Origin of the sequence: Paraburkholderia fynbosensis, from assembly GCF_902859935.1 — a bacterium.
Lineage (GTDB): Bacteria > Pseudomonadota > Gammaproteobacteria > Burkholderiales > Burkholderiaceae > Paraburkholderia > Paraburkholderia fynbosensis.
Genome location: NZ_CADIKI010000027.1, coordinates 1 through 23,109, shown reverse-complemented (window position 1 = coordinate 23,109; position 23,109 = coordinate 1). Strand labels below are relative to the sequence as shown.

19 protein-coding genes and 1 pseudogene are annotated in these 23,109 nt (G+C 63.8%); 13 read left to right on the top strand and 7 right to left on the bottom strand.

Annotated features, from left to right (window positions below):
* Window position 1 precedes the first annotated feature (1 nt).
* A complete protein-coding gene (locus HV770_RS32795; protein WP_175165646.1) occupies window positions 2–400 on the bottom strand; it encodes a hypothetical protein in 399 nt (132 codons plus the stop codon).
* 310 nt (window positions 401–710) lie between these two features.
* Between HV770_RS32795 and HV770_RS32790 the strand changes: the two genes are divergently transcribed.
* A complete protein-coding gene (locus HV770_RS32790; protein ID WP_175165645.1) occupies window positions 711–2,027 on the top strand; it encodes an MFS transporter in 1,317 nt (438 codons plus the stop codon).
* 66 nt (window positions 2,028–2,093) lie between these two features.
* Here HV770_RS32790 and HV770_RS32785 read toward each other — a convergent pair whose 3' ends face one another.
* Window positions 2,094–3,017 (bottom strand): LysR family transcriptional regulator, encoded by a 924-nt coding sequence (locus tag HV770_RS32785; RefSeq protein WP_175165644.1) that lies wholly within the window; start codon window positions 3,015–3,017, stop codon window positions 2,094–2,096.
* A gap of 142 nt (window positions 3,018–3,159) precedes the next feature.
* Between HV770_RS32785 and HV770_RS32780 the strand changes: the two genes are divergently transcribed.
* Genes HV770_RS32780 through HV770_RS32765 form a run of 4 tightly spaced genes read left to right on the top strand, consistent with a single transcriptional unit; the run spans window position 3,160 to window position 7,526 of the window.
* On the top strand, window positions 3,160–4,497 hold the full coding sequence (locus tag HV770_RS32780; RefSeq protein ID WP_425497525.1) for an MFS transporter: 1,338 nt from the start codon (window positions 3,160–3,162) through the stop codon (window positions 4,495–4,497).
* Window positions 4,498–4,518: 21 nt separating this feature from the next.
* Entirely contained in the window at window positions 4,519–5,694 is a 1,176-nt protein-coding gene (locus tag HV770_RS32775; RefSeq protein ID WP_175165643.1) for an L-rhamnonate dehydratase, read from the top strand.
* Window positions 5,695–5,734: 40 nt separating this feature from the next.
* On the top strand, window positions 5,735–6,739 hold the full coding sequence (locus HV770_RS32770) for a 4-hydroxythreonine-4-phosphate dehydrogenase PdxA (protein WP_175165642.1): 1,005 nt from the start codon (window positions 5,735–5,737) through the stop codon (window positions 6,737–6,739).
* 58 nt (window positions 6,740–6,797) lie between these two features.
* Window positions 6,798–7,526 carry a haloacid dehalogenase type II gene (locus HV770_RS32765; protein WP_175165641.1) on the top strand — a complete coding sequence of 243 codons (729 nt, stop codon included), beginning with the start codon at window positions 6,798–6,800 and terminating at the stop codon, window positions 7,524–7,526.
* On the opposite strand, the gene HV770_RS32760 is transcribed toward HV770_RS32765, so the two are convergent.
* The gene (locus HV770_RS32760; RefSeq protein ID WP_175165640.1) at window positions 7,523–8,539 is read right to left on the bottom strand and encodes a LacI family DNA-binding transcriptional regulator; all 1,017 of its coding nucleotides are present in this window, start codon (window positions 8,537–8,539) and stop codon (window positions 7,523–7,525) included. The genes HV770_RS32765 and HV770_RS32760 overlap by 4 nt on opposite strands.
* A gap of 204 nt (window positions 8,540–8,743) precedes the next feature.
* Between HV770_RS32760 and HV770_RS32755 the strand changes: the two genes are divergently transcribed.
* The 6 genes from HV770_RS32755 (at window position 8,744) to HV770_RS32730 (ending at window position 16,453) form a co-directional block, all read left to right on the top strand.
* Complete coding sequence (locus HV770_RS32755) at window positions 8,744–9,883, top strand: ABC transporter ATP-binding protein (RefSeq protein ID WP_175165639.1); 1,140 nt, start codon at window positions 8,744–8,746, stop codon at window positions 9,881–9,883.
* Window positions 9,884–10,012: 129 nt separating this feature from the next.
* Window positions 10,013–11,266, top strand: a complete 1,254-nt coding sequence (locus HV770_RS32750) for an ABC transporter substrate-binding protein (RefSeq protein WP_175165638.1) — start codon at window positions 10,013–10,015, stop codon at window positions 11,264–11,266.
* A gap of 65 nt (window positions 11,267–11,331) precedes the next feature.
* Entirely contained in the window at window positions 11,332–12,237 is a 906-nt protein-coding gene (locus tag HV770_RS32745; RefSeq protein WP_175165637.1) for a carbohydrate ABC transporter permease, read from the top strand.
* A gap of 43 nt (window positions 12,238–12,280) precedes the next feature.
* The gene (locus HV770_RS32740; RefSeq protein WP_121320857.1) at window positions 12,281–13,132 is read left to right on the top strand and encodes a carbohydrate ABC transporter permease; all 852 of its coding nucleotides are present in this window, start codon (window positions 12,281–12,283) and stop codon (window positions 13,130–13,132) included.
* Between the two features lie 56 nt (window positions 13,133–13,188).
* A complete protein-coding gene (locus HV770_RS32735) occupies window positions 13,189–15,153 on the top strand; it encodes a beta-galactosidase (RefSeq protein WP_175165636.1) in 1,965 nt (654 codons plus the stop codon).
* A 142-nt stretch (window positions 15,154–15,295) separates the two neighbouring features.
* Complete coding sequence (locus HV770_RS32730) at window positions 15,296–16,453, top strand: glycoside hydrolase family 53 protein (protein WP_175165635.1); 1,158 nt, start codon at window positions 15,296–15,298, stop codon at window positions 16,451–16,453.
* Between the two features lie 83 nt (window positions 16,454–16,536).
* Here HV770_RS32730 and HV770_RS32725 read toward each other — a convergent pair whose 3' ends face one another.
* The 3 genes from HV770_RS32725 to HV770_RS32715 all read right to left on the bottom strand — a co-directional run bounded on the left by HV770_RS32725 (window position 16,537) and on the right by HV770_RS32715 (window position 19,994).
* Window positions 16,537–16,863 carry a hypothetical protein gene (locus HV770_RS32725; RefSeq protein ID WP_175165634.1) on the bottom strand — a complete coding sequence of 109 codons (327 nt, stop codon included), beginning with the start codon at window positions 16,861–16,863 and terminating at the stop codon, window positions 16,537–16,539.
* 225 nt (window positions 16,864–17,088) lie between these two features.
* Window positions 17,089–18,447, bottom strand: a complete 1,359-nt coding sequence (locus tag HV770_RS32720; RefSeq protein ID WP_175165633.1) for an MFS transporter — start codon at window positions 18,445–18,447, stop codon at window positions 17,089–17,091.
* 464 nt (window positions 18,448–18,911) lie between these two features.
* Window positions 18,912–19,994, bottom strand: coding sequence for a tartrate dehydrogenase (locus tag HV770_RS32715; protein WP_175165632.1), 1,083 nt, complete (start codon window positions 19,992–19,994; stop codon window positions 18,912–18,914).
* Between the two features lie 146 nt (window positions 19,995–20,140).
* Between HV770_RS32715 and HV770_RS32710 the strand changes: the two are divergent.
* Window positions 20,141–20,597, top strand: a pseudogene (locus HV770_RS32710) (LysR family transcriptional regulator); the annotation flags it as partial.
* Between the two features lie 70 nt (window positions 20,598–20,667).
* Here the strand turns inward: HV770_RS32710 and prpR are convergent.
* Window positions 20,668–22,659: a propionate catabolism operon regulatory protein PrpR gene (prpR, locus tag HV770_RS32705; RefSeq protein ID WP_175165631.1), complete on the bottom strand. Its 1,992-nt coding sequence runs from the start codon at window positions 22,657–22,659 to the stop codon at window positions 20,668–20,670.
* A gap of 216 nt (window positions 22,660–22,875) precedes the next feature.
* On the opposite strand from prpR, the gene HV770_RS32700 reads away from it, so the two are divergent.
* The coding region (locus tag HV770_RS32700) for a citrate/2-methylcitrate synthase (RefSeq protein ID WP_281366263.1) at window positions 22,876–23,109 on the top strand (234 nt) is incomplete at its 3' end.

Sequence of the window (23,109 nt, the reverse complement as noted above, 5' to 3'; positions counted from 1 at the left end):
ATCACGCCGCAAGCGGCACGTCCTCGATCAACTCCGCGTGCACCGCACGGATTCTGCGATCGACGAAATACCCGCCACCTTCTACGTAGCGAAGATAAAGCCGCGTACACAATGAGCACTGCCAGAGCGCGCAGCGGTTGTACGGGAAGTAGCGCGGCGCGATCGGCGCATCGGCCGACCAGTAGTTCGTCTTGCCCGGCAGATACTCGCTGAAGGTCGGTTCGGGATCGTCTTCGGGCAACAGCGTGCCGATTTCCTCGAACTGCGTCTCGTCGAGCGACAGCGGCTGCGATTGCCAGCCGTCCAGCGGCGTTTTCGTGCATGCGCAAGGCGCGGTGGCGCGCGTTTGCGCGGCGCGAGCGAGTTCGAGCAGGGTTGCAGCGTTCAGGTATTGCGCCATGGGGCTCACAGTCAGGTGTTCATCATCCGGTCAGCGGTGCGAAGGCGATCCGGTCTGCGGTCACGTCATGCGTCCGCAGGCATTATGCCTGCAGACTGCATGCAGGCCGGTAGCACGCGGCGAACGTCTCAGCGATAACCACCGGTGATCGCAGTATCGAAACAATTCATTGGTCAATTATCGCCGGTGTCCAGATAATGGCCGCACAAAACTGAGCGCCGCGCTCCCTGCGCCGGCTGGACGCATCAGCAGCCCGCATCCCGAGTCGTACCGGGGCAACGAGGCGAAATATCCGGAGGAGACAGAGACAATGTTGCATCGACCCAAAGTCAGTCGAGCGATTCTCGCGATCATGTGCGCGATGTCGTTCATCATGTATCTCGATCGCGTCAATCTGTCGGCCGCGGCGGGTCTGATCCGCGACGACCTGCATTTGAGCAACACCCACGTGGGGCTCGTCTTCGCGGCATTCGCGTACACGTACACGATCTGCCAGGTGATCGGCGGCTGGGTCAGCGATCGCTTTGGGGCGAAGCTCACGCTCGTCACCTGCGCGAGCATCTGGATCGTCGCGACGGTCGCCACCGGTCTCGCGGGCGGTATCGTCTCGCTGTTCTGTGCGCGCATGCTGCTCGGCATCGGCGAGGGCGCGGCATTGCCGGCACAGGCCCGCGCATTGACCAACTGGTTTCCTTCCAGCAAGCGCGGCTTCGTGCAAGGGCTGACGCATTCGTTCTCGCGGCTCGGCAATGCCATCACGCCTCCGTTCGTCGCGTTGCTGGTCGCGTACTCGTCGTGGCGCGCATCGTTCTTCGTGGTCGGTGCGTTGACGTTCGTGTGGGTCGTGGTCTACGCATGGTATTTCACCGACAACCCGCGCAAACATCGTCATATGACCGCGCAGGAAGAAGCGGAATTGCCGCCAGCGGGCAAGGTGGTGGTCGAAAAAACGGGCGAGCCGACACCGTGGCGGCGTCTTCTCAAACGCATTGGCCCGACCATGCTCGTGTACTTCTGCTATGGATGGACCGGCTGGCTCTTCTTCACGTGGTTGCCGACTTTCTTCATGCATGGCCGCGGTCTCGACCTGAAAAGCTCGGCGATGTTTTCGGCCGGCGTGTTTCTGTCCGGCGTGGTCGGCAACACGGCGGGCGGCGTGATCAGCGACCGTGTGCTGAAGCGCACGCGCAATGTCGTCGCGGCGCGGCGCAATGTGATCATCGGCGCGTTCCTCGGTGCGCTGGTATTCCTCGCACCCGTCATGGTGGTGAAGTCGTTGCCGGTGATGGCGGCCTGCATGAGCCTGTCGTTCTTCTTCCTCGAAATGACGATCGGGCCGGTGTGGGCCGTGCCGATGGACATCACGCCGAAACACGTCGGTGTCGCGAGCGGGCTGGTGAATGCGGGCTCGGCGGTAGCGGGGATTTTCACGCCGATCGTGTTCGGCCTCGTGGTGGATCGCACGGGAAGCTGGACGCTGCCGTTTGCCGGCTCGCTTGGGCTGCTCGCGGTGGGGATCGTCGCGACGTTCTTCATGCGGCCGGATATTCCGCTCGACACGACCACCACGTCCGACGATCTCGAGAATCGCGGCGAGCTCGAATTCGCCGGGCGTTCAAGACGTTGAACAAATCGTTGCGTGGCGGCGCGCCGTTTGACGACGCCACACTTCACATCCGCCAGGAAGCGCCACTCACCCCGCGCGAATCGAGTCGATCACCAGTTGCGTGGCCGGCGTGATGCGCCGGTTCTTGCGCAGAATCAAGCCATAGGGCGCGAGCCGTCCGCGCAGCGGCGTGGACACGGCGGCAATCGCGTCGAGTTCGACGTAATACTGCGCGACGGAACTGGGCAGCACGGCGAGCATGTCGGAGTCGCGCAGCAACGACAATGTGGTCAAAATCGACGACGTCTCGACCGTGCTGACCGGCGGCGCGACCCGCGACTCGCGGAAGGTCTGGTCGATCACTTGCCGCATCGGACTCGGATGCGGCTGAATGATCCATGGATAGCGTGCGAGCTCCGCGAGCTTCGGCCGCACGGTCGCGAGCGCAGCCGGATGATCGGGGCGCACGACGATCGACAACGCCTCTTCGGACAAGGTCTCGAAGCTCAGGTCGAGCGCCGGAAAGCCATCAGGAATCCGTCCGATCACGATATCCAACTGGTCCTGCTGCAACGATTGCACGAGCACGTCGCTGGTGTCGATCGTCACCGCCATTTGCAGACGCGGATGCGCTTCTTTCAGCTTGACGATGGTATGTGTGAGCAATTCGGGCGACGGCGCCATCACCGCGCCGATGCGCACCTTGCCGATGTCGCCCGCCTCGATGCCGGCCAGCTCCTCGCGCAACTCGTCGAGATCTTCGAACACCACGCGCGCATAGCGCATCACGGCCTCGCCGAAGACCGTCGGTTCCATGCCGCGCGCATGCCGCACGAACAGCGATACGCCGATGGTATCTTCAAGTTCCTGTAAGGCTTTGGTGGCCGCGGGCTGGGTCATGGCCAGTTCGTCGGCGGCGCGCCGCAGTGATTCGGTCTCCGAGAGCGCGACCATCAGCTGCAGATGGCGCAGACGCAGACGTTTGCGAATGGCGGAGGCGGGCGCGATCATGTGAGCGATAACTCCAGGGAATCAGCTGATTCGATTTATTCAATGGTCAGTTATTGGATAGTTTCGCACACTAGCGGCTATCGAACGACTCGCGACTTACACCGACAAACCGGGTCGATGAATAAATTCAAGGAGACGAAGCATGATGACGACCGCCGGCGCGGCGCTCGACAGCGCGATTGCGAAAGCGCGCACGAGGCTGCTGCCCTTTCTGATCCTGATGTATGTGCTGGCGTTTGTCGATCGCGCGAACGTCGGCTTTGCGAAGAACGTGCTGCAGGCCGACACGGGTTTGAGCGACGCGGCCTTCGCGTTCGGCGCGGGCATCTTCTTCATCGGCTACGCCGTCTTCGAAGTGCCGAGCAATCTGCTGATGTACCGCTTCGGCGCGCGCGTCTGGATGAGCCGCATCATGGTCACGTGGGGCATCGTGTCGGCGTGTACCGCGCTGGTTCACGACGCTACGAGTTTCTACATTCTGCGCACGCTGCTCGGCATCGCCGAGGCCGGTTTCTTCCCCGGCATCATTCTGTTCCTGTCCAACTGGTTTCCTGCAAAAATCCGCTCGCAAACGATGGGCATGTTCTATTTCGGCTTTCCGCTCGCGTTGCTGCTCGGCAGTCCGGTCTCGGGTCTGTTGCTCGACTCTGGCAATCCGTTCGGCCTGTTGCCGTGGCAATGGCTGTTCGTCGTCGAGGGGCTGGCGGCGTCGGTGGTGGGCGTCGTCGCCTATTTCTATCTGACCGACCGGCCCGCGAAGGCCGCCTGGCTCGATGCGTCACAACGTGATGCGCTCGATCGCGCTCTGCGCGAAGAAGACGAGCACAAGCTCGCGCATGGCCCGGCTTCGGTGCTCGCCGCATTGCGCGACTCGCGCGTGCTGTTCTGCGCATTGATCTATTTCGCGGTTCAGATGAGCGTCTACGGCGTGGTGTTCTATCTGCCGACGCGCATCGCCGGACTCACGGGCGGCCACGTCGGCACCAAGGTCGGCTTGCTGAGCGCCATTCCGTGGATCGCGGCGATCGTCGGCACTTTCTGTGTGACGCGCATGGCCGATCGCCAAGGCAATCACCGGAGCTGGGCGGCGGCCATGCTCGCACTCGCGGCGCTCGGCATCGGCGCATCCGCGCTCACCTCGTCCGTTGTGCTGGCGCTCACGGCATTCTGCGTCGCCGCGATCGGCTTCGTTTCCGTGCAACCGCTGTTCTGGACCTTGCCGACCGGCTATCTCGGTGGCGCCGCAGCCGCGGGAGGCATCGCGCTGATCAATTCGATCGGCAACCTCGGCGGCTTCGTCGCGCCCAACCTGAAGGGCCTCGCCGAACACTGGGCCGACTCGCCGCAAGCCGGGATGCTGTCGCTGTCGGCGGTCGGTCTGATCGGCGCGGCGTTGCTGCTCACGTTCCGACACGCGCCGCGCTCGTCCGCATCCGTTTCCCACCATTCCGTACCGCTCGGCGAACGCCCGGGCCCCTAACGCTTTCGAGGAATCATCGACATGAAAATCAAGCATATCCGCACGCGCGTCTTCGAATGGAAAGGCAAGGTCGTGCCGCCGCAGGCGCATTTCTGCACCAACGCGGTGGACATTCTCTACGAACGTGGCGATGCGATGGGCTCGTTCCGCTTCCACGGCTGGCTGGTGGTGGAGATCGAATGCGACGACGGCACGGTCGGCATCGGCAATTGCGCGCTCGCGCCGCGCGTCGCCAAGCAGATCATCGACGAATATCTCGCGCCGATCGCGATCGGCGAGGACCCGTTCGACAACGAGTACATCTGGCAGAAGATGTATCGCCGCACGCTCGCGTGGGGTCGCAAAGGCATCGGCATGGCGGCGATTTCCGCCGTCGACATCGCGCTGTGGGACATCATGGGCAAGGCGGTGAAGAAGCCGGTGTTCAAGCTGCTCGGCGGGCGCACCAAGGAGAAGATCTGGTGCTACGCGTCGAAGCTCTACAACAACGACGACCGCGACGCGTTTCTCGGCGAAGCGCAGGGCTACCTCGAAGACGGCTTTACGGCAATGAAGATGCGCTTCGGCTATGGTCCGAAAGACGGCCCGAAGGGTATGGCGAAAAACATCGAACAGGTGCGGCTGTTGCGTGAGCTGGTCGGCGACGAGGTCGACATCATGCTCGAATGCTACATGGGCTGGACGCTCGAATACGCGCGGCGCATGCTGCCGCGTCTCGCCGAATTCAATCCGCGCTGGATCGAGGAACCGGTGATTGGCGACGACGTCGAGGGCTATCAGGAACTGAAGAAGATGAACATCATTCCTGTGTCCGGCGGCGAGCATGAGTTCACCAGCTACGGCTTCAAAGATCTGCTCGAACGGCGCGCAGTCGACGTGATCCAGTACGACACGAACCGCGTGGGCGGCATCACGGCGGCGCGCAAGATCAATGCGATGGCCGAAGCGTGGTCGGTGCCGGTAATTCCGCATGCGGGGCAGATGCACAACTATCACCTGACGATGGCGAGCACCGCGAGTCCGATGTCCGAGTTCTTTCCGGTGTTCGACGTGGAAGTTGGCAACGAACTCTTCTACTACATCTTCGATGGCGAGCCGCGTCCGGAGAAAGGCTACCTGCAGCTTTCCGACGATACGCCGGGCCTCGGCATCACGTTGAGCGACAAGCACCTTTCGGATTTCACTATCATCGAGTAAGGCGGCTTGCCAGCTCGACAAAAGGAACAGGATGAGCAACATGAAACCACGCATTGCAGTGCTGCTCGGCGACCCCGCCGGCATCGGTCCGGAACTGATCGCGCGTTTGCTCGCGCAGGCCGGTAACCGTGCGCGCGCCGAGCTGCTGATTATCGGCGACCGGCGCGAGCTGGAGACCGGCATGCAGATCGCGGATCAGCGCTTCGAGTACGAGGTCGTCGGCCACGCGGACGCCGCGTTCCGCCACGCGGGCGTGCCGTCGCTGATCGACTTCCGCTTGCCCGACGATCTGCCTTATGAACGCGCGGTGTCCACCGAGCGCGGCGGCCGCTACAGTCTGGAAGCGTTCAAGCAGGCGCTTGCGCTCACGCAGAACAACGTCACGCAAGGCATGCTGTTTGCGCCGGTCAACAAGACCTCGTTGCATATGGCCGGCATGAAAACCGGCGACGAAATGGAATGGTTCGCCGGGCAACTCGGCTACACGGGCAGCTTCTGCGAGTTCAACGTGCTCGATGAACTGTGGACTTCGCGCGTCACGTCGCATATCGCACTCAAGGATGTCAGCGAAAAACTGTCGGAACAACGGATCGTCGGCGCGGTGCAGTTGATTCACGATGGTCTCAAACGCGCGGGCAACCCGGCGCCACGCATCGCGGTGTGCGGCTTCAATCCGCACAATGGCGACAACGGTGCATTCGGACGCGAGGAGATCGACGTGATCGCGCCCGCAGTCGAAGCGGCGCGCAAGCTCGGCTATGACGCGCGGGGACCGTTCCCCGCCGACACGATCTTCGTACGGGCGCGCGACCAGAAGGCGTTCGACGGCGTGGTCACGATGTACCATGATCAAGGCCAGATCGCGATGAAGCTGATGGGTTTCTGGCGCGGCGTCACCGTGCACGGCGGCCTGCCGGTTCCAATCGCGACGCCCGCGCACGGCACCGCGTTCGACATACACGGCCGGGGCAAGGCCGATGTCGGCGCAACCCAGAAGGCCTTCGACATCGTCACGCGGATGGCGATGGATCGCGTGTCTCGATGAGCGCATGATGGACAGGATCGACGCGCAGCGCGAGCCCTTCATCCGATGAGGAACCCCTATGCCACTGACCGACTTCGATACGCTGACCTTCGACTGCTACGGGACGTTGATCGACTGGGAGACCGGCATCTTCGAAGGCTTGCGGCCGCTGCTGGAGCGCGTCGAGCCCCGACTCACGCGCGACCAGGTGCTCGAAGCGCACGCGCGGCATGAGTCGTCGCAGCAGAAGTACACGCCCGCGCGGCGTTATCAGGAACTTCTGCCGATCGTCTACAAGCGTCTCGCCGAGGAATGGCGCGTGCCTTACACGCTCGCCGACTGTATTGCGTACGGCAAGTCGATCCGCAACTGGCCGGCGTTCGACGATTCGGCAGCGGCGCTGCACTACCTGAAGCAGCACTACAAGCTCGTCATTCTGTCGAACGTCGACAACGAGAGCTTCACCTACAGCAACGCAAAACTGCAGGTCGAATTCGACGCAATCATCACCGCCGAAGACGTCGGGTCATATAAGCCGTCGCCGCGCAATTTCGAATACATGCTGGAAAAACTCGGCGAGCGGGGCATCGGCAAAGACAAAATCTTGCACACGGCCGAGAGCCTGTTTCACGATCACCAGCCCGCCAACGAATTCGGACTGGCGTCGTGCTGGATTTATCGCCGGCATGCGAAGCAGGGCTTTGGCGCGACGATGAACCCGGGCTCGCAGCCAAAGGTCGACTTCCGCTTCAACAGCATGGCCGAGTTCGTGAAAGCGCATCAGGAGGCGGTGCGGCAGAAAGTCTAATTGGGCCGCCGGGGTCCCGTCGATGCACGCACCACCAGTTCCGGCAACGGCGCGAGCACCATCGACGGCTGCTGCTCAGGCGCCTGAATCAGGCGAATCAGACTGTCTATCGACAACTCCGCGACCGCCGCCGTCTGGATCGCGACCGTGGTCAGGGCAGGGTGCACCTGATGGGCGAGTTGAATGTCGGTGATGCCGATCACCGACACGTCGTCCGGCACCGCGCGGCCGAGCGTGATCAGCGCCTGCGCGGCGCCGATCGCGAGCAGGTCGTTGGTCGCGAAAATCGCGGTCAGGTGCGGACGGTTCGACATCAACTGCATACAGGCCGCGTAGCCCGCATCGATCGAGTCGCGGATCTGCAGCACCGCGGCGGCATCCGCTTCGATGCCGGCCGCGCGCATCGCCGCGCGAAAACCGTTCGAGCGCGCATCCTGCAAGCCGCCGCAACCGTCGCCGATCAACAGGCCGATCTCGCGATGGCCGAGTTCGAGCAGATGTTTCGCGGCCAGCTCGCCCGCATGCGCAAAGTCCACCGCGATGCACGGCAGCGCGGGCGGCGACTCCGGGTGTTCCCACATCGCCAGCAGAATCGGCGCGCTGTGTGTGGCGGACGCGCACAGATCGTTGATCGTGATGTCGGTGTTCATCACGAGCACGCCATCGGCCAGCGTGCCCGCGATCTGGTTCAGATACGCGCGGCCGATCTCGGCGTCGTCGTCGGTATTGCAGACCATCAGGAAGTGGCCGGTCTTGCGCGCGGCGCGCTCGGCGGCCAGCACGAACTCCGGATAGAACGGGTTCGAGATGTTCGACAGCATCAGCGCGAGCGTCGACGAGCGGCCCTCCGCCAAGGCACGCGCGTTCAGGTTGGGCCGGTAGCCGAGATCGGCGATGGCCTTCAGCACGCGCTCGGCCGTTTCAGGCCGGACCTTCTCGCGATTGCGCAGCACGTTGGAGACGGTGGCGGCCGTGACGTGCGCTCGCTTCGCCACTTCGGACAGCGTGACCATGGTCGTTTTATCCCATATTTAGGGAATGCGATTCAGATGTTGCAAGCATTCTGCGACATTGCTAAGTTTCTGGAAAACACACCGGAGACACCCGCCATGACTTTTCCTCTCGAATTCGAATTTAAGCGATTAAATGCCGACAGCACAAGCGTTGGCCGTTTATTTTTTTGTGAAATTTAAGCGGTTAAATCCGACGGAGACAGCATGGCGAGCATTCGTTTGACGGACGTGCAGAAATCATACGGCGACCATCCGCCGGTGATCCGGCGCGTCGATCTGGAGATCGCGCAGCACGAGTTCTGCGTCTTCCTGGGCCCTTCGGGATGCGGCAAGTCGACCCTGCTGCGAATGATCGCCGGTCTCGAAGACCTGAGCGAAGGCGAGCTGCATATCGGCGAGCGTCTCGTGAACGACGTGCCCTCCGCACAGCGCGGCGTCGCGATGGTATTCCAGAGCTACGCGCTGTTCCCGCACATGACCGTGTTCGACAACATGGCGTTCGGGCTGAAGCTCGCGAAGCAGCCGAAGGACGTGATCGAGAAAAAGGTGCGCGAAGCCGCGCGCATTCTGCAACTGGACAGCTTGCTGGAGCGTTATCCGAAAGCGCTCTCGGGCGGGCAGCGCCAGCGCGTTGCGATCGGCCGGGCCATCGTGCGCGAGCCGGGCGTTTTTCTGTTCGACGAACCGCTATCCAATCTCGACGCCGCATTGCGCGGCCAGACGCGGGTCGAAATTGCGCGTCTGCATCAGCGCTTTGCAAATGCGAGCGTGGTCTACGTGACGCACGATCAGGTCGAAGCGATGACGCTCGCCGATCGCATCGTGCTGCTGCACGCCGGCGCGGATGCCGAGCGCTTCGGCAGCATCGCCCAGACCGGCGCGCCGCTCGAGCTGTATCACCATCCGAAGTCGCGCTTCGTGGCGGGGTTCATCGGCTCGCCGCGCATGAACTTCATCGACGCGACGGTCGATGCGATCGAGCCGGGCAGCGTGGCGGTGTCGCTCGCGCAAAGCGGCGAGAAGCTGATCGCGCACGTGGACGGCCAGCGTCTGCAACGCGGCCAGCCGGTCACGCTCGGCGTGCGGCCGGAGCATTTGCGGCTCGACGGCGACGAGCAGTTCGTTCAATGCGCGACGGTGCTCTCGGAACGGCTCGGCGAGCACAGCTACATTCACGCGGACCACGCTACAGGCACGCTGATCGCAAAGGCGGCCGGCGATACGCCGATCGGCTCGGGCGAGCGTATCCGCATTCATGTGCCGCCGTCGGCGTGCCATGTGTTCGACGCGCAAGGAATCGCATTGCGGCGTAGCACGTTCGAGCCCGAGCGCATCGCTGCCTGAACACAGGTAGTCAGGATACCGAAACCCGATGAATCCGCCGGGTTCACCCAGCCGAATTCCGCCACAGAGCGGGTTACTTCGCTGACAGCCATCCGCTGTCAGTCAACAAGGTAGTCAAGGAGACACAAGATGATTGCTCTTCGCCTTCGCCGTCTTGCCCAGGTGTCGATTGCCGCCGCCCTGGTGGCCGGCGCGTTAGCCAGCGTCACGGCCGACGCCGCCACGCTCAACATCAACGTATCGGCGCGCGGCAACCAGCGCTCCACGTGGCAGGAGGCGTTCGACAAGTTCAAGAAAGCCAACCCCGACGTCGATCTCAAGGTGACCTACATCACCGAGGAAGCGTACAAGGTGCAGATGGGCGGCTGGCTCGCCACCGATCCGCCTGATGTCGTGTCGTGGCACGACGGTGAACGGATGGCCTATTACGCGCAACGGGGCCTGCTCGAAGACCTGTCGTCGGACTGGAGCAAGAATGGCTGGTCGCAACAGTATGCGTCGGTCAAGGAAGCGTCCACGTACAAGGGCAAGCAGTACGCCGCGCCGCTCGGCTACGACGCGTACGGCTTCTTCTATCGCAAGGATCTGTTCGAGAAGGCCGGCATCAAGGGCGAGCCGAAAACGTGGGACGAATTTCTCGAGGCGAACAGGAAGCTGATGGCGATCGGGGTCGCGCCGATCGCGGTGGCCGCGCGTGATAGCTGGACGCTCGCCGCATGGTTCGACTACCTGAATCTGCGTATCAACGGCAACGAGTTCCATCAGAAGCTGATGGCAGGCGAGATTCCGTATACCGACCCGCGCGTGAAGAAGGTCTACGCGACGTGGAAGACGCTGATCGACGATCACTACTTCATCGACAACGCGCTCTCGTACGATCTCGATTCGATCGCGCCGTTCCTCGCGAGCGGCAAGGCGTCGATGATGCTGATGGGCACGTTCTTCTCGGCGGGCCTGCCGCCGTCGATCAAACCGCAAATCGGCTTCTTCCGCTTCCCGGTGATCGACGCCAATGTGCCGATGGCTGAGGACGGCCCGGTGAACGTGCTGCTGATTCCCGCCAAGGCGAAGAACAAGGCCGACGCGCGCAAGCTGCTCGCGTTCATGGAGCAGCCGCAGATCAACGCCGAACTGGCGAAGGGCTGGGGTCAACTGCCGTCGAACAGCGAGGCCGCCGAGCCTGAGGACGCGATCTCGAAGGTCGGCTTCCAGACGCTCGCGAACACCAAGGGCGGGATCGCGCAGTTCTACGACCGCGACATGCAGAAGGAAATGGCCGACGAAGGCATGAAGGCCATGCAGCAGTTCTACAGCGATCCGTCGCAACTCGACGCCGTGCTCGCGCGCCTCGAAGCGACCAGGAAGCGCATCTACCAGAAGTAAGTCCCGCAGCGCCGGCGCGTAACAGCCGCCGGCGCCCGCCTTCGATTTCCGACGAGGCTCGATCCATGTCTCATACCGCAGCGAGCCGCTTACCGGCGGCCCGGCGTCGTCACGTCTCGACGACGCGCCGTCATCAGCACCGCGCCGCGTTTTTCTTCCTGTTGCCGGGATGTCTGCTGTTTTGTCTGTGCGTGGTCTACCCGATCATCAGCAGCATCTCGCTCAGCTTTTACAACTGGGACGGCATGACGCCGAAGACCTTCGTGGGGCTCGGCAATTACGTCGAACTGTTCCAGTCCGACACGTTTTATACGGCGCTCAAGAACAACCTCATCTGGCTCGCGCTGTTCCTGCTCGCGCCGCCGCTGGGTCTGATGTTCGCGTTGTATCTGAACCAGCACGTGCGCGGCATGCGTGTCGTGAAGTCGCTGTTCTTCGCCCCCTTCGTGCTGTCGGGCGTGGTGGTCGGACTGGTGTTCAGCTGGTTCTACGACCCCGGCTTCGGCTTGCTGCGTTTGATCGTAGGGCACGGCATACCCGTGCTCGGCGATCCGCGCACGGTGACGTTCGGCATCATCTTCGCCGCGCTGTGGCCGCAAACGCCGTTCTGCATGGTGCTGTATCTCACCGGCCTGACGGGCATCAATCCCGAAGTGGTCGAAGCGGCGCGCATGGAAGGCGCGAAGGACCTGCGTCTGCTGTGGCACGTGATCCTGCCGCAGTTGCGCCCGGCCACTTTCATGGCGGTCGTGCTGACCGTGATCGGCGCGCTGCGCAGCTTCGACCTGATCGCGGTGATGAGCGGCGGCGGTCCGTTCGACAGCTCCACCGTGCTCGCTTATTACATGTACGACCAGGCGATCAAGTACTACCGCGAAGGCTATTCCGCGGCCATTGCCGTCGTGCTGTTCGCGATCATGCTGGTCTATATCGTGTTCCATCTTCGCCGCATGTTGCGCGAAGAACGCTGATTCGCCGCGTGCCTTTTTTGCCGCTTGCCAGGAGTTACGTGTCATGTATCCGCTTCCCGTCGAACGCTGGAAACCAATCAATCGCACGCTTTATAAGGCGTCGTTGCCGCTGGCCTTGCTGCTCTGGCTGCTGCCGATGCTGGCCGTGCTCGTCACGTCGATCCGTTCGTCGGACGAGCTCGCACAAGGCGATTACTGGACCTGGCCGAAGCATTTCGCGCTGCTCGAAAATTACGGCGCGGCGCTCACGCAAACGCCGATGCTGCATTACTTCGCCAACAGCGTGCTGATCACGGTGCCGTCGGTGCTCGGTGCGATCGTGCTGGCGTCGATGGCGGGTTTCGCGTTGGCTACTTATCGCTTTCCCGGCAATACGGCGGTGCTGTTCGCCTTCGTCGCCGGCAACTTCGTGCCGATCCAGATCTTGATGATTCCGGTGCGCGACATGGCGCTGAAATTCGGCCTGTTCAATACCGTGTGGGCGCTGGTGATTTTCCACGTGTCGTTTCAGACCGGATTCTGCACGCTGTTTCTGCGCAACTTCATCAAGCAGTTGCCGTTCGAGATGATCGAGGCGGCGCGCGTGGAAGGGGCGAGCGAATGGACCATTTATCTGCGTATCGTGCTGCCGCTGATCCGTCCCGCGCTCGCCGCGCTCGGCATCCTCGTGTTCACGTTCGTCTGGAACGACTATTTCTGGGCGCTGTGTCTCACGCAAGGCGACGAGGCCGCGCCGATCACCGTGGGCGTCGCCGCGCTCAAGGGGCAATGGACGACCGCATGGAACCTGGTCGCGGCAGGCTCGGTGCTCGCAGCGCTGCCTTCCGTGCTGATGTTCTTCGCGATGCAACGGCACTTCGTCGCCGGTCTGACTTTCGGTGCAAGCAAAGGCTGAGCACCTGCCCGCGACGTCAACCCGTCTACTCGTCAACTCATAACGAAACTTCTCTCATGCAACTTGGTGTCTGTTATTACCCGGAACAATGGCCGCGCGCGATGTGGGCCGACGATGCAAAGCGTATGGTCGAACTCGGCATTACGCACGTGCGGATCGCTGAATTCGCGTGGAGCCGGATGGAGCCGCGCGCGGGCGTTTTCGCATGGCAATGGCTCGACGAGGCGATCGAAACGCTCGCTGCCGCCGGGCTGAAACTCGTGCTCGGCACGCCGAGCGCGTCGCCGCCGAAATGGCTGATCGACGCGCATCCGGACGTGTTGCCGGTGCGTGCCGACGGCACCCGCTGGAATTTCGGCTCGCGCCGTCACTACGATATTTCGAGCGAGACGTACCGGCGCGAATGCGTGCGCATCGTGGCCGCCATGGCGCAGCGTTATGGGCGGCACCCGTCGATCGTCGCGTGGCAGACCGATAACGAACTCGGCTGTCACGAGACCGTGCCGAGTTACTCGCCTGCGGCGCTCGGGCGCTTCCAGACATGGTTGCAGCAGCGCTATGAAACGATCGCATCGCTCAACGATGTGTGGGGCAACGTGTTCTGGAGCATGGAGTACCCGTCGTTCGACGCGATCGGCCTGCCGAACCTGACGCCGACCGACGCCAACCCGATCCACCTGCTCGACTTTCGCCGCTTCATGTCCGACGAAGTGGCGAGCTTCCATCGCGAGCAGGTCGAGGTGCTGCGCGAGCATGCGCCGACGGCGGATCTGCTGCACAACTTCATGGGCTTCTTCACGACCTTCGACCACTATCGTTTCTCCGAAGATAACGCGCTCGACGTCGCCGCCTGGGACAGCTATCCGATCGCGCGTACCGAGTCGATCGCGCTGCCGGAGGAGCAGAAGGCGCGTTTCGCGCGCACCGCGCATCCCGACGTGTCCGCGTTCGACCACGACCGTTATCGCGCGATCGGCAAGGGACGCTTCTGGGTAATGGAGCAGCAGGCGGGGCCGGTCAACTGGGCGCCGTGGAATCCGGTGCCCGCGAAGGGCATGGTCCGGCTGTGGGCGTACGAGGCGTTCGCGCACGGCGCGGAACTGGTGTCGTACTTCCGCTGGCGTCAGTGTCCGTATGCGCAGGAGCAAATGCACTCCGGGCTCAACCTGCCGAACAACGAACTGTCGCCGGGCGGCCTCGAAGTACGGCAGGCGGCGCGCGAAATCGCGGAGTCCACGGCGCTCTCGACACTCGGCGCACCCGCGCGCGCGCCCGTGGCGATCGTCTTCGACTACGAGACGCAATGGATGTTCGAGATTCAGCGTCATGGCAAGACCTTCGATTATCAGACGCTGGTGTTCGACTACTACGAAGCGCTGCGCGAACTGGGGCTCGACGTGGATGTCGTGTCGAGCCGTGCGGACCTGTCGGCGTATCGCCTCGTGGTCGTGCCGAGTATCGCCGTGATCGACGACCTGCTCGTGCAGCAGATCGAACGCAGCAGCGCGCAATGGGTCTTCGGCCCGCGCAGCGGCTCGAAGACGGACGCGTTCGCGATTCCTGGCAACCTGCCGCCCGGCGCATTGCAACGCGTGTTGCCGATGCAGGTGCTCGAAGTCGAGTCGCTGCGACCCACGCTCACGCCCGCGCTGTCGATCGACGGTACGCAGGGCACCGCCGTGTATTGGCGCGAGCATGTGCGGGCCCATACCGAAACGCGCGTCGCCGCGCAATTCGACGACGCGTGGCCGGCGCTCCTCACGCACGGCAAGGTTCGCTATGTGGCGGCCTGGCTGTCGCATGCGCTGCATCGCGCGGTGTTGCAGCAGGCTGCGCAGGACGCGGGCATCGCGACGCAGCTGCTGGCCGACGGCTTGCGCATGCGCCGGCGCGGCGGCCTGACCTTCGCATTCAATTTCGGCGAGCAGCCGGTGCAGGTGCCGGCGCCGTCCCACGCGACGTTCGTGCTCGGCGCGCCGCGCCTGAATACCGGCGATATCTGCGTATGGAAAGACGCCTGACCTGGCGGGCCGTTCGGACCGGATTCGATGGGCGGAGGGAGTCGTCGGAGAAGTAGCAAGACCGGAGGTTGAAACACAGGCGCATCACACCGGACCAGGCGGCCTCGAGAAGAGCCGCCATTCAATAGATGGAGGATGACGAATGAACCGAAGAGAAATGCTGGGATGGCTGGCATCAGCGGCCGCGGCGGGTGTCGGCACGACGGTGGGGATGCCGGCCGTCGCGGCAGAGCGTGAATCCGCCGCGCACGGCGCCCGCTTTGCGATGGGCGCGGACGTCTCGACGCTGCTCGAACTGGAAGCGAACGGCGCCAAGTTTTACGAGCATGGCGAGCGGCTCGATTGTTTGCGGATTCTGAAGAGCCATGGTGTCGACTCGATTCGCATCAAGGTGTGGAACGATCCTGGCAATCCGAACTATTTTCCGGCCAATCAGAGTCCCGCCGCCGGTTACAACAATGCCGAGCACGTGCGCGTGCTGGCGCGCCGCGCGGCCGCGCTCGGTCTGCGCGTGCTGATCGACTTCCACTACAGCGACTGGTGGGCCGATCCGGGCAAGCAGTATCCGCCGCACGAGTGGGAAGGCAAGGACATCACGCAGACGTGCGCGCTGCTCTCCGAGTACACGTCGAACGTGCTGAAGATGCTCAAGCGCGACGGCGTGCATCCGGAGTGGGTGCAGATCGGCAATGAAATCACCGGCGGCATGCTGTGGCCGCTCGGCAAGTACGACCAGCTGGACAACCTCGCGCTGCTGTTGAAGGCGGGGCATGACGCGGTCAAATCCGTCGATCCGCGCACCAGGGTCATGCTGCATATCGACAGCGGTGGCGACAACGCGAAGAGCCGCTGGTGGTTCGACAGCGCGACGCAGCGCGGCGTGACGTTCGATGTGATCGGCCTGTCGTACTATCCGCAGTGGCAAGGCTCGCTGAGCGACCTGCAGAACAACGCGAACGATCTGGCGGCGCGCTACGACAAGGACGTGATGGCGGTCGAGACTGCGTATCCGTGGACTACCAGCGACGGCGATTCCGAGCCCAATTCGATGACCAACGTCGGCACCTCGGCCTTTGCGCAGACCCCGGCGGGCCAGGCGCAGTTTCTCGGCGCGGTAACGGACGTCGTCAAGGCAATCCCCGGCGGCCGCGGCAAAGGCGTGTTCTGGTGGGAGCCCGAATGGATTCCGACGCCGAACGTCGGCTGGCAGAACGGTGCGGGCGATCAGTGGGACAACAACACGTTGTTCGATTTTCACGGCAACGCGTTGCCGTCGCTGGATGCGTTTCGCCGCCGCTAGCGTCCGCACCGGCCTGAGCGCCGGTTAGCGTCTGGCGCGCGGGCCGTGCTACATAACACCGCCCCGTGCGCCGCTGGCAGGCATCACTGGGCGGGTGCCTGCCCGTTCTTCTTCAGACACTCCGACGTGAAGGCCATGCTGGCCTGATCGGGCGTCATGCGCGGCGTGCCCGGGCTGAAAATCTTTTCGATGATCGCGTCGACCGCCTGCAAGTCGGCCGGGTCCTTGTAGTATCTGGCCGCCTGGTCGAGCGCCTGGGCCTTGGTCTTCTTGTGCGCACGCCACGAGGCGACCTGGCCGGCGATATCGCCGAGCGCAAAACATTGATCGTTGACGGTTTGTGCAACGGCCTGTGCGGCCGGTTGCGCGAGGCACATCGCCAGCAGCGCGGAGACGACTACGCGTTTCATTACCGGAATCCTGACTTGAGATGAGCGGTGCCGCGGCGATGATGGCATCGGCCAGCGCGGCGGCCGCACGGGTAAACAGCCGCGTAGTTTATCGGGAAGTAGCGAGGCACGCTTTTTTACCCTCCGGCCTTCTTGCTGTCACGCGGTGGAAATGAAAAAGCCGCCCAGGCGGGCGGCTTCGAGAAACAGCGGATGCAGCAGGCGCGCCCTTGCCGCGCGCGTTGTTCAATGCCCGAACGACTCCGCCTTCGACGTATTCGTCGTCGCCACATGCGGCCGCGCCGCCTGTTTGATCAGTAGCGCCACGCACGACAGCAGGCCCGCCACCGCGATCGTCGCGAAGATGCCGCCGAAGGTGAAATGGCGGCGCGCCAGTTCGGCCACGAGGAACGAACCCGCGATCCCGCCGAAGCGGCCCACCCCGAGCATCCACGCGACACCCGTGCCGCGGCCTTCGGTCGGATAGAACGCGGCGGCGAGCGCCGGCATCGACGATTGGGCGGTATTCATCAGCACGCCCGCGACGAACACGATGAACACCAGCGCGCCCACGTTGCCGGCCGCCTGGCCGATGAAATACACGCTCACCGCAGTCAGTGCATAGCAGGCCGCGATGATCCGGTTCGCGTTGAAGCGGTCCATCAGCACGCCGCACACCACCGCGCCGACGCCGCCGAGCGGGAACAGCGCGGAAATCAGCGTCGCGCGTTGCGGCGTGAGTCCGGCGTCCTTGAGCAGGATCGGCATCCAGTTGATCGACGCGTAGAAGATCACGAGGCCCATGAAGTAGGCCACCCACAGCATCACCGAGCCGATGATGTAAGAGCGCGACAGCACCACGCCCAGACCCTTGCTGCCGGTTTGCGGCGCGCTTTCGGTCATCGTGAAGGCGCTCGCCTGCACCGCGTCGCCCGAAATGCGCGAGAGCGCCGCGCGAATCCGCTCGACGGGCTTGTTGTTCGCCACCATGTAGCGGACCGACTCCGGCATCTTGCTCACCAGCAGGATCAGCAGCAGCAGCGGCGTGATGCCACCGAGCAGCAGCACGCTGCGCCAGCCGAAATGCGGGATCATCCACGCGGCGAGAAAACCGCCGAACGCGGCGCCGAGCGGAAAGCCGCAGAACATCAGGTTGATCACGGTCGCGCGGCGGCGGTCCGGGCAGAACTCGCCCATCATCGTCACGGCGTTCGGCATGGCCGCGCCGAGGCCGACGCCCGTGACGAAGCGCAGCGCGGTCAGTTGTTCGATGTTGTTCGAAAAGGCCGAGCCTAGGCACGCGACGCCGAACAGCAGCACGGAACTCAGCAGCATCACGCGCCGCCCGAGGCGGTCGGATAGCGGGCCCGAACCGAGCGCGCCGCACGCGAGGCCGAACAGCGCGGCGCTCAGCACCGGCGCGAGCGCCGGCTTGGCGATGCCCCATTCGCCGATCAGCGAAGGCGCGATGAAGCCGATGGCGGCCGTGTCAAAACCGTCCAGCAGGACGATGACGAAGCACATGAAAAATACCAGCCACTGGAACGGCGAGAAGGGGTGTTCATTGATGAATGTCTGAACGTTCACAGCAGTGCTGCGGCTCATGATGGTCTCCCGATTGTCAAAAGGCTCGCGGAACACGAGCCTTTCCTTTCTTTCACGATCGTACGCCGTTTGGAAGCGATGCACGATGCCCCCGCCGCAGCAAACCGTTTGCGTGACGACGGCAAGGCGGTCCGGAAGCCGTAATCGGCGATTGCCGTGGCGGTGGCATGATTGATTGGGTGGCGTGTTCGTATATAGAACAGCGATTCTTTCTGCGAACACGCACTGTAAGTATCCGGCAACCGCGGGTCAAGGCGGGATTACCCGAGATGTTGCGGGCGCACATCGGCTCGCGGAACCGGCCCGGGCGGCGCGGAGATCGTGCATGCCCCGGCGCACGCGCAGTGCGCCGGGGCAGAGGAGAGAACGGGGAGGCCGCCGCTTTGAGTGCTTCAATCGGCGCCCGTGAGGATTGTCAAAACTTCATTGCTGAACGTTAACTGCCATGAAGCAGGCTGACCGCTTCAGCCCAGTTTCGCCGCGATCGCCTCGCCCACTTCCGTCGTGTTCGCTTTGCCGCCGAGGTCGCCGGTACGGGGGCCTTCGATCAGCGTCGCTTCGATCGCCGCAAGCATCGCGTCGTGCGCTTCGCGTTCCTTGCCGCTCGACTGGCCGAGGAAGTCGAGCATCATCGCGGCCGACCAGATCATCGCGATGGGATTGGCGATGTTCTTGCCGGCGATATCGGGCGCCGAGCCGTGCACCGGTTCGAACAGCGACGGGAATTTGCGGTCCGGGTTCAGGTTGCCCGACGGCGCGAGGCCGATCGTGCCGGTACACGCCGGACCGAGGTCGGACAGGATGTCGCCGAACAGATTGGTCGCCACCACCACGTCGAAGCGGTCGGGATTGAGCACGAAGCGCGCGCACAGTATGTCGATATGCTGCTTGTCCCACTTGACGTCCGGATACTGCGCCGCGATGCCGGCCGCGCATTTGTCCCACCACGGCATGCTGATCGCGATGCCGTTGCTCTTGGTGGCGACCGTGATCTGCTTGCGCTCGCGGCGCTGTGCGAGATCGAAGGCGAACTTCAGCACGCGCTCGCTGCCGTGCCGCGTGAACACCGATTCCTGCAGCACGAATTCGCGCTCGGTGCCCTCGAACATCACGCCGCCCACCGACGAATACTCGCCTTCGGTATTCTCGCGCACGATCCAGAAATCGATGTCGCCCGCCTTGCGGCCGGCGAGCGGCGACGGCACGCCCGCAAACAGGCGCGCCGGGCGCAGGTTGATGTACTGGTCGAATTCGCGCCGGAACTTCAGCAGCGATCCCCACAGCGAGATGTGATCGGGCACGGTGTCCGGCCAGCCCACCGCGCCGAACAGAATCGCATCGGCTGATTGCAGTTGGGTCTTCCAGTCGTCTGGCATCATCTTGCCGTGCTTCGCGTAGTAGTCGCAGCTCGCCCATTCGATGTGCTGGTACTCGAACTCAATGCCGAAGCGCTGTTGCACCGCGTCCAGCGCGCGAATGGCTTCCGGCATGACTTCGACGCCGATGCCGTCGCCGGGTATGACGGCAATCCGATATTTCTTCGACATGTTGTGCTCCTCCTTGGGGACTTCGATCAGGGCGTTTGACGATTCGACGGCGCTTATTCTATTCCTGTCATTTCCTTCTGGATCGGCGGTTTTAGTTGAGCCGCTGTGCACGATTCGTGTACCAACGCATTGCCCGCCAATCTGCTATGAACGCCGTCCCGTCACCCGATCTCGCGGATTTGCACGTGTTTTGCGAAGTCGCGCGTAAACCAGTTTCAGCGCGGCGGCGAAGGCGCTGTCGGTGTCTGCGGCGTACGTCAGCAAGCGGATCAGCGTGCTCGAGACTGCGCTCGGCACGCGCCTCCTGCACCGGTCCACGCGCCGCATCTGATCGCGCGGCGGCTCGCATCGAATCACCGCGTGCTGTGCGCGTCGCCCGATTAGCTTGCGCGGCATGGGGCGCCGCGGCAGCTTGCAGAGCGGTCGGCGCACGCGTGTCTCGCGATCGAGGAGCACGGCCATCCGTTCGGTCTGTGGCGACTGACGGTGCACGGCGAAGCGGCATCGATCAAAGTGACCGCGCCGCTGTCGATCAATCACGGCGAAGTCGCGGTGCAACGGGCGCTGGCCGGTCGCGGCATCGTGTTGCGCTCGATGTGGGACGTGCGCTGCGCTACGTCGCAGCGATCCCGCAGCGCGAAGCGGGGTGGGATTCCGAGTAGCAGCACGTGTGCTAGCGGGCCGCCGCATTCAGCTTGCGCCACAGCGTCGTCTTGCTGATGCCGAGCGCGTCGCAGACCGCGTCGCGATCGCCGTCGTGGGCCGCGAGCGCGGCGCGGATCTGATCGGCTTCCACATGACGGCTGCGTTCGCGCAACGTGAGCGCAGCGGCTCTCGCCGGGCGCGCGTGGGCTTCGGCGATTTCAGGCGCGATGGTGCGCAGCATCTCGCGGGTGACGACGAAGGCGCTGTCGGCTTGCGCACCCGCGCTCGTGTCCGTCTGCGTGCCGATGTCCGCGTCCGCGAGTTCGACCGCGATCCGTTCGATCACGTTCTGCAATTCACGCACGTTGCCCGGCCACGCATGACGCCGCAACGATCCACCGAGACCGGCAAGCACACGCTCCGCCGTCACCACGTCGGGCACGCGCGCCGCGAGCCTCGGTTCACGCGCCGCGGCCTGGCGCAGCAATTCGGCGGCGAGCGGCAGCAGATCGTTCGGCCGCTCGCGCAGCGGCGGCAGCGCGATGCTCAAAATGTTGAGCCGGTAGTAGAGATCGGCGCGAAAACTGCCCGTTTCGACGCCCTCGGTCAGCGCGCGGTGCGTCGCCGCGACGACGCGGATATCGACGCGCGTCGGCTCCGTCGAGCCGAGCCGCACGACCTCGCGCTCCTGCAGCACACGCAACAGGCGGCTCTGCAACGACAGCGGCATTTCGCCGATTTCATCGAGAAACAGCGTGCCGCGATGCGCGACTTCGATGAGCCCCGCTTTGCCGCCCTTGCGCGCGCCGGTGAACGCCCCTTCTTCGTAGCCGAACAGCTCGCTCTCCAGCAATGCCTCGGGAAACGCGCCGCAATTGATCGCGACGAAAGCGAAGTCACGCCGCGCGCTCAACTGATGCATGCTCTGCGCGACCATCTCCTTGCCGGTGCCGCTCTCGCCGAGAATCAGCACGGTCGCGTCCGACCTCGCATAGCGCCGCACGAGCGAGCGCACCCGCTCAATCGATTCCGACGCGCCGACGATGTCGTCGAGCCGGTAACGCGCGGTGAACTGCTGCACGCGCTGCCGCGCGCGCAACGTTCGGTCGAGCCGCTCGACCGCACGCGATTCCTGAAACGTCAGCACGGCGCCTGCCGCCGCGCTCGTGCTGGCGAGCGGCCCGCGATGCACGACATAGCTCGCGCCGCGCACCGTGCAGAAACTGTCGCCTTCCGCGTCGGGCAGACTGCCGGCGAGATCGGGCGCAAGGTCGAGCAGTACGCGGCCCGCGGCTTTCGCCGCGTCGATGCCGAGCACGCCGGCAAGACGCTGATTCATCACTTCGACACGGCCTTGGGCATCGAGCGCGACGACGCCATCGCGCAGATGTTGCAGCAGGTTGTCGAGCCGTTGACGGCGCACGGTTTCGCGGCGGGTGGCCTGCGCGACTTCGAGCGCGGTGTCGAAGCCGGCGCGCACCGACGCGCGCGAATAGAGAAACACCGCGCCCATCCCGGCGTTCGCGGCGAGATCGGTGACGAGGCCGGGGCCGACCACGACGTCGATGCCGCGATCGCTCAGGTCGAGCACGACGCTCTCCGCGTCCTGCACGGATTGATACGACGCGAACGTGATGTCGAGCGCGTAGGCGGCCGTGAAGCGCCGTATTTCGTCGGGCGTCTCGCCGTGCGTGACGAGCGCGACCCGCGCGCCGTCGCGTCGCGCCCGCGCGAGCGCGTGCATCACGTCGAAGCCGGTCGGGTTGATCCGCACGACCGGCACCGACACGCGCGTTTTCAGATACGCACCGTTTGAGCCGCCCGCGATCACGACATCGGGACGGCCCGCACCCGCGCTTTCTATTTCCCGTACGGCGTCTTCGAAACCGTGCGAGACGATGCGCAGGTCCGCGCGTTCGACGTATTCGCCGGCGATGTCGAAGAACAGATCGCGCAGGCGGCTGATGCTGAGCGCCCAGATGCGGGGGCGCGGGGACGGTTCGAAAAGCGGTGTGCTCACGGGGTGGCTCGCGGCAGGCTTGGAGGGTCTGTCTATTATGCGCGCACCCGTTCCCAAACTGAAATGGCGATTTCATTTGTGAAATGGGTCGTGGCTGTGGCGTGGCGGCTGTGTTCCTTTAAATCAGGCACTTAGCGCGTGGTATCACGGCTGGCCCGTTCTTTGCGTTTAAGGGTGCCAGTCATAAAGCCCCACCATGCCTTCTGGAGACAACTGATGAGTGAAGCAGACAACAGTACGCCGAACACAGGCGCGTTCAAACCGAAGAAATCCGTGGCGCTGTCCGGCGTGACCGCGGGCAACACGGCGCTGTGCACCGTTGGCAAGACCGGCAACGACCTGCATTATCGCGGCTACGACATTCTCGACATCGCGAGCGCGTGCGAATTCGAAGAGATCGCCTATCTGCTGGTCCACGAAAAGCTGCCGACCCAGGCCGAACTGACTGCC

Bases quoted from the DNA above. Each gene is read 5' to 3' on its own strand.
- HV770_RS32795 (WP_175165646.1), bottom strand. From the start codon at position 400: ATGGCGCAATACCTGAACGCTGCAACCCTGCTCGAACTCGCTCGCGCC.
- HV770_RS32790 (WP_175165645.1), top strand. From the start codon at position 711: ATGTTGCATCGACCCAAAGTCAGTCGAGCGATTCTCGCGATCATGTGC.
- HV770_RS32785 (WP_175165644.1), bottom strand. From the start codon at position 3,017: ATGATCGCGCCCGCCTCCGCCATTCGCAAACGTCTGCGTCTGCGCCAT.
- HV770_RS32780 (WP_425497525.1), top strand. From the start codon at position 3,160: ATGATGACGACCGCCGGCGCGGCGCTCGACAGCGCGATTGCGAAAGCG.
- HV770_RS32775 (WP_175165643.1), top strand. From the start codon at position 4,519: ATGAAAATCAAGCATATCCGCACGCGCGTCTTCGAATGGAAAGGCAAG.
- HV770_RS32770 (WP_175165642.1), top strand. From the start codon at position 5,735: ATGAAACCACGCATTGCAGTGCTGCTCGGCGACCCCGCCGGCATCGGT.
- HV770_RS32765 (WP_175165641.1), top strand. From the start codon at position 6,798: ATGCCACTGACCGACTTCGATACGCTGACCTTCGACTGCTACGGGACG.
- HV770_RS32760 (WP_175165640.1), bottom strand. From the start codon at position 8,539: ATGGTCACGCTGTCCGAAGTGGCGAAGCGAGCGCACGTCACGGCCGCC.
- HV770_RS32755 (WP_175165639.1), top strand. From the start codon at position 8,744: ATGGCGAGCATTCGTTTGACGGACGTGCAGAAATCATACGGCGACCAT.
- HV770_RS32750 (WP_175165638.1), top strand. From the start codon at position 10,013: ATGATTGCTCTTCGCCTTCGCCGTCTTGCCCAGGTGTCGATTGCCGCC.
- HV770_RS32745 (WP_175165637.1), top strand. From the start codon at position 11,332: ATGTCTCATACCGCAGCGAGCCGCTTACCGGCGGCCCGGCGTCGTCAC.
- HV770_RS32740 (WP_121320857.1), top strand. From the start codon at position 12,281: ATGTATCCGCTTCCCGTCGAACGCTGGAAACCAATCAATCGCACGCTT.
- HV770_RS32735 (WP_175165636.1), top strand. From the start codon at position 13,189: ATGCAACTTGGTGTCTGTTATTACCCGGAACAATGGCCGCGCGCGATG.
- HV770_RS32730 (WP_175165635.1), top strand. From the start codon at position 15,296: ATGAACCGAAGAGAAATGCTGGGATGGCTGGCATCAGCGGCCGCGGCG.
- HV770_RS32725 (WP_175165634.1), bottom strand. From the start codon at position 16,863: ATGAAACGCGTAGTCGTCTCCGCGCTGCTGGCGATGTGCCTCGCGCAA.
- HV770_RS32720 (WP_175165633.1), bottom strand. From the start codon at position 18,447: ATGAGCCGCAGCACTGCTGTGAACGTTCAGACATTCATCAATGAACAC.
- HV770_RS32715 (WP_175165632.1), bottom strand. From the start codon at position 19,994: ATGTCGAAGAAATATCGGATTGCCGTCATACCCGGCGACGGCATCGGC.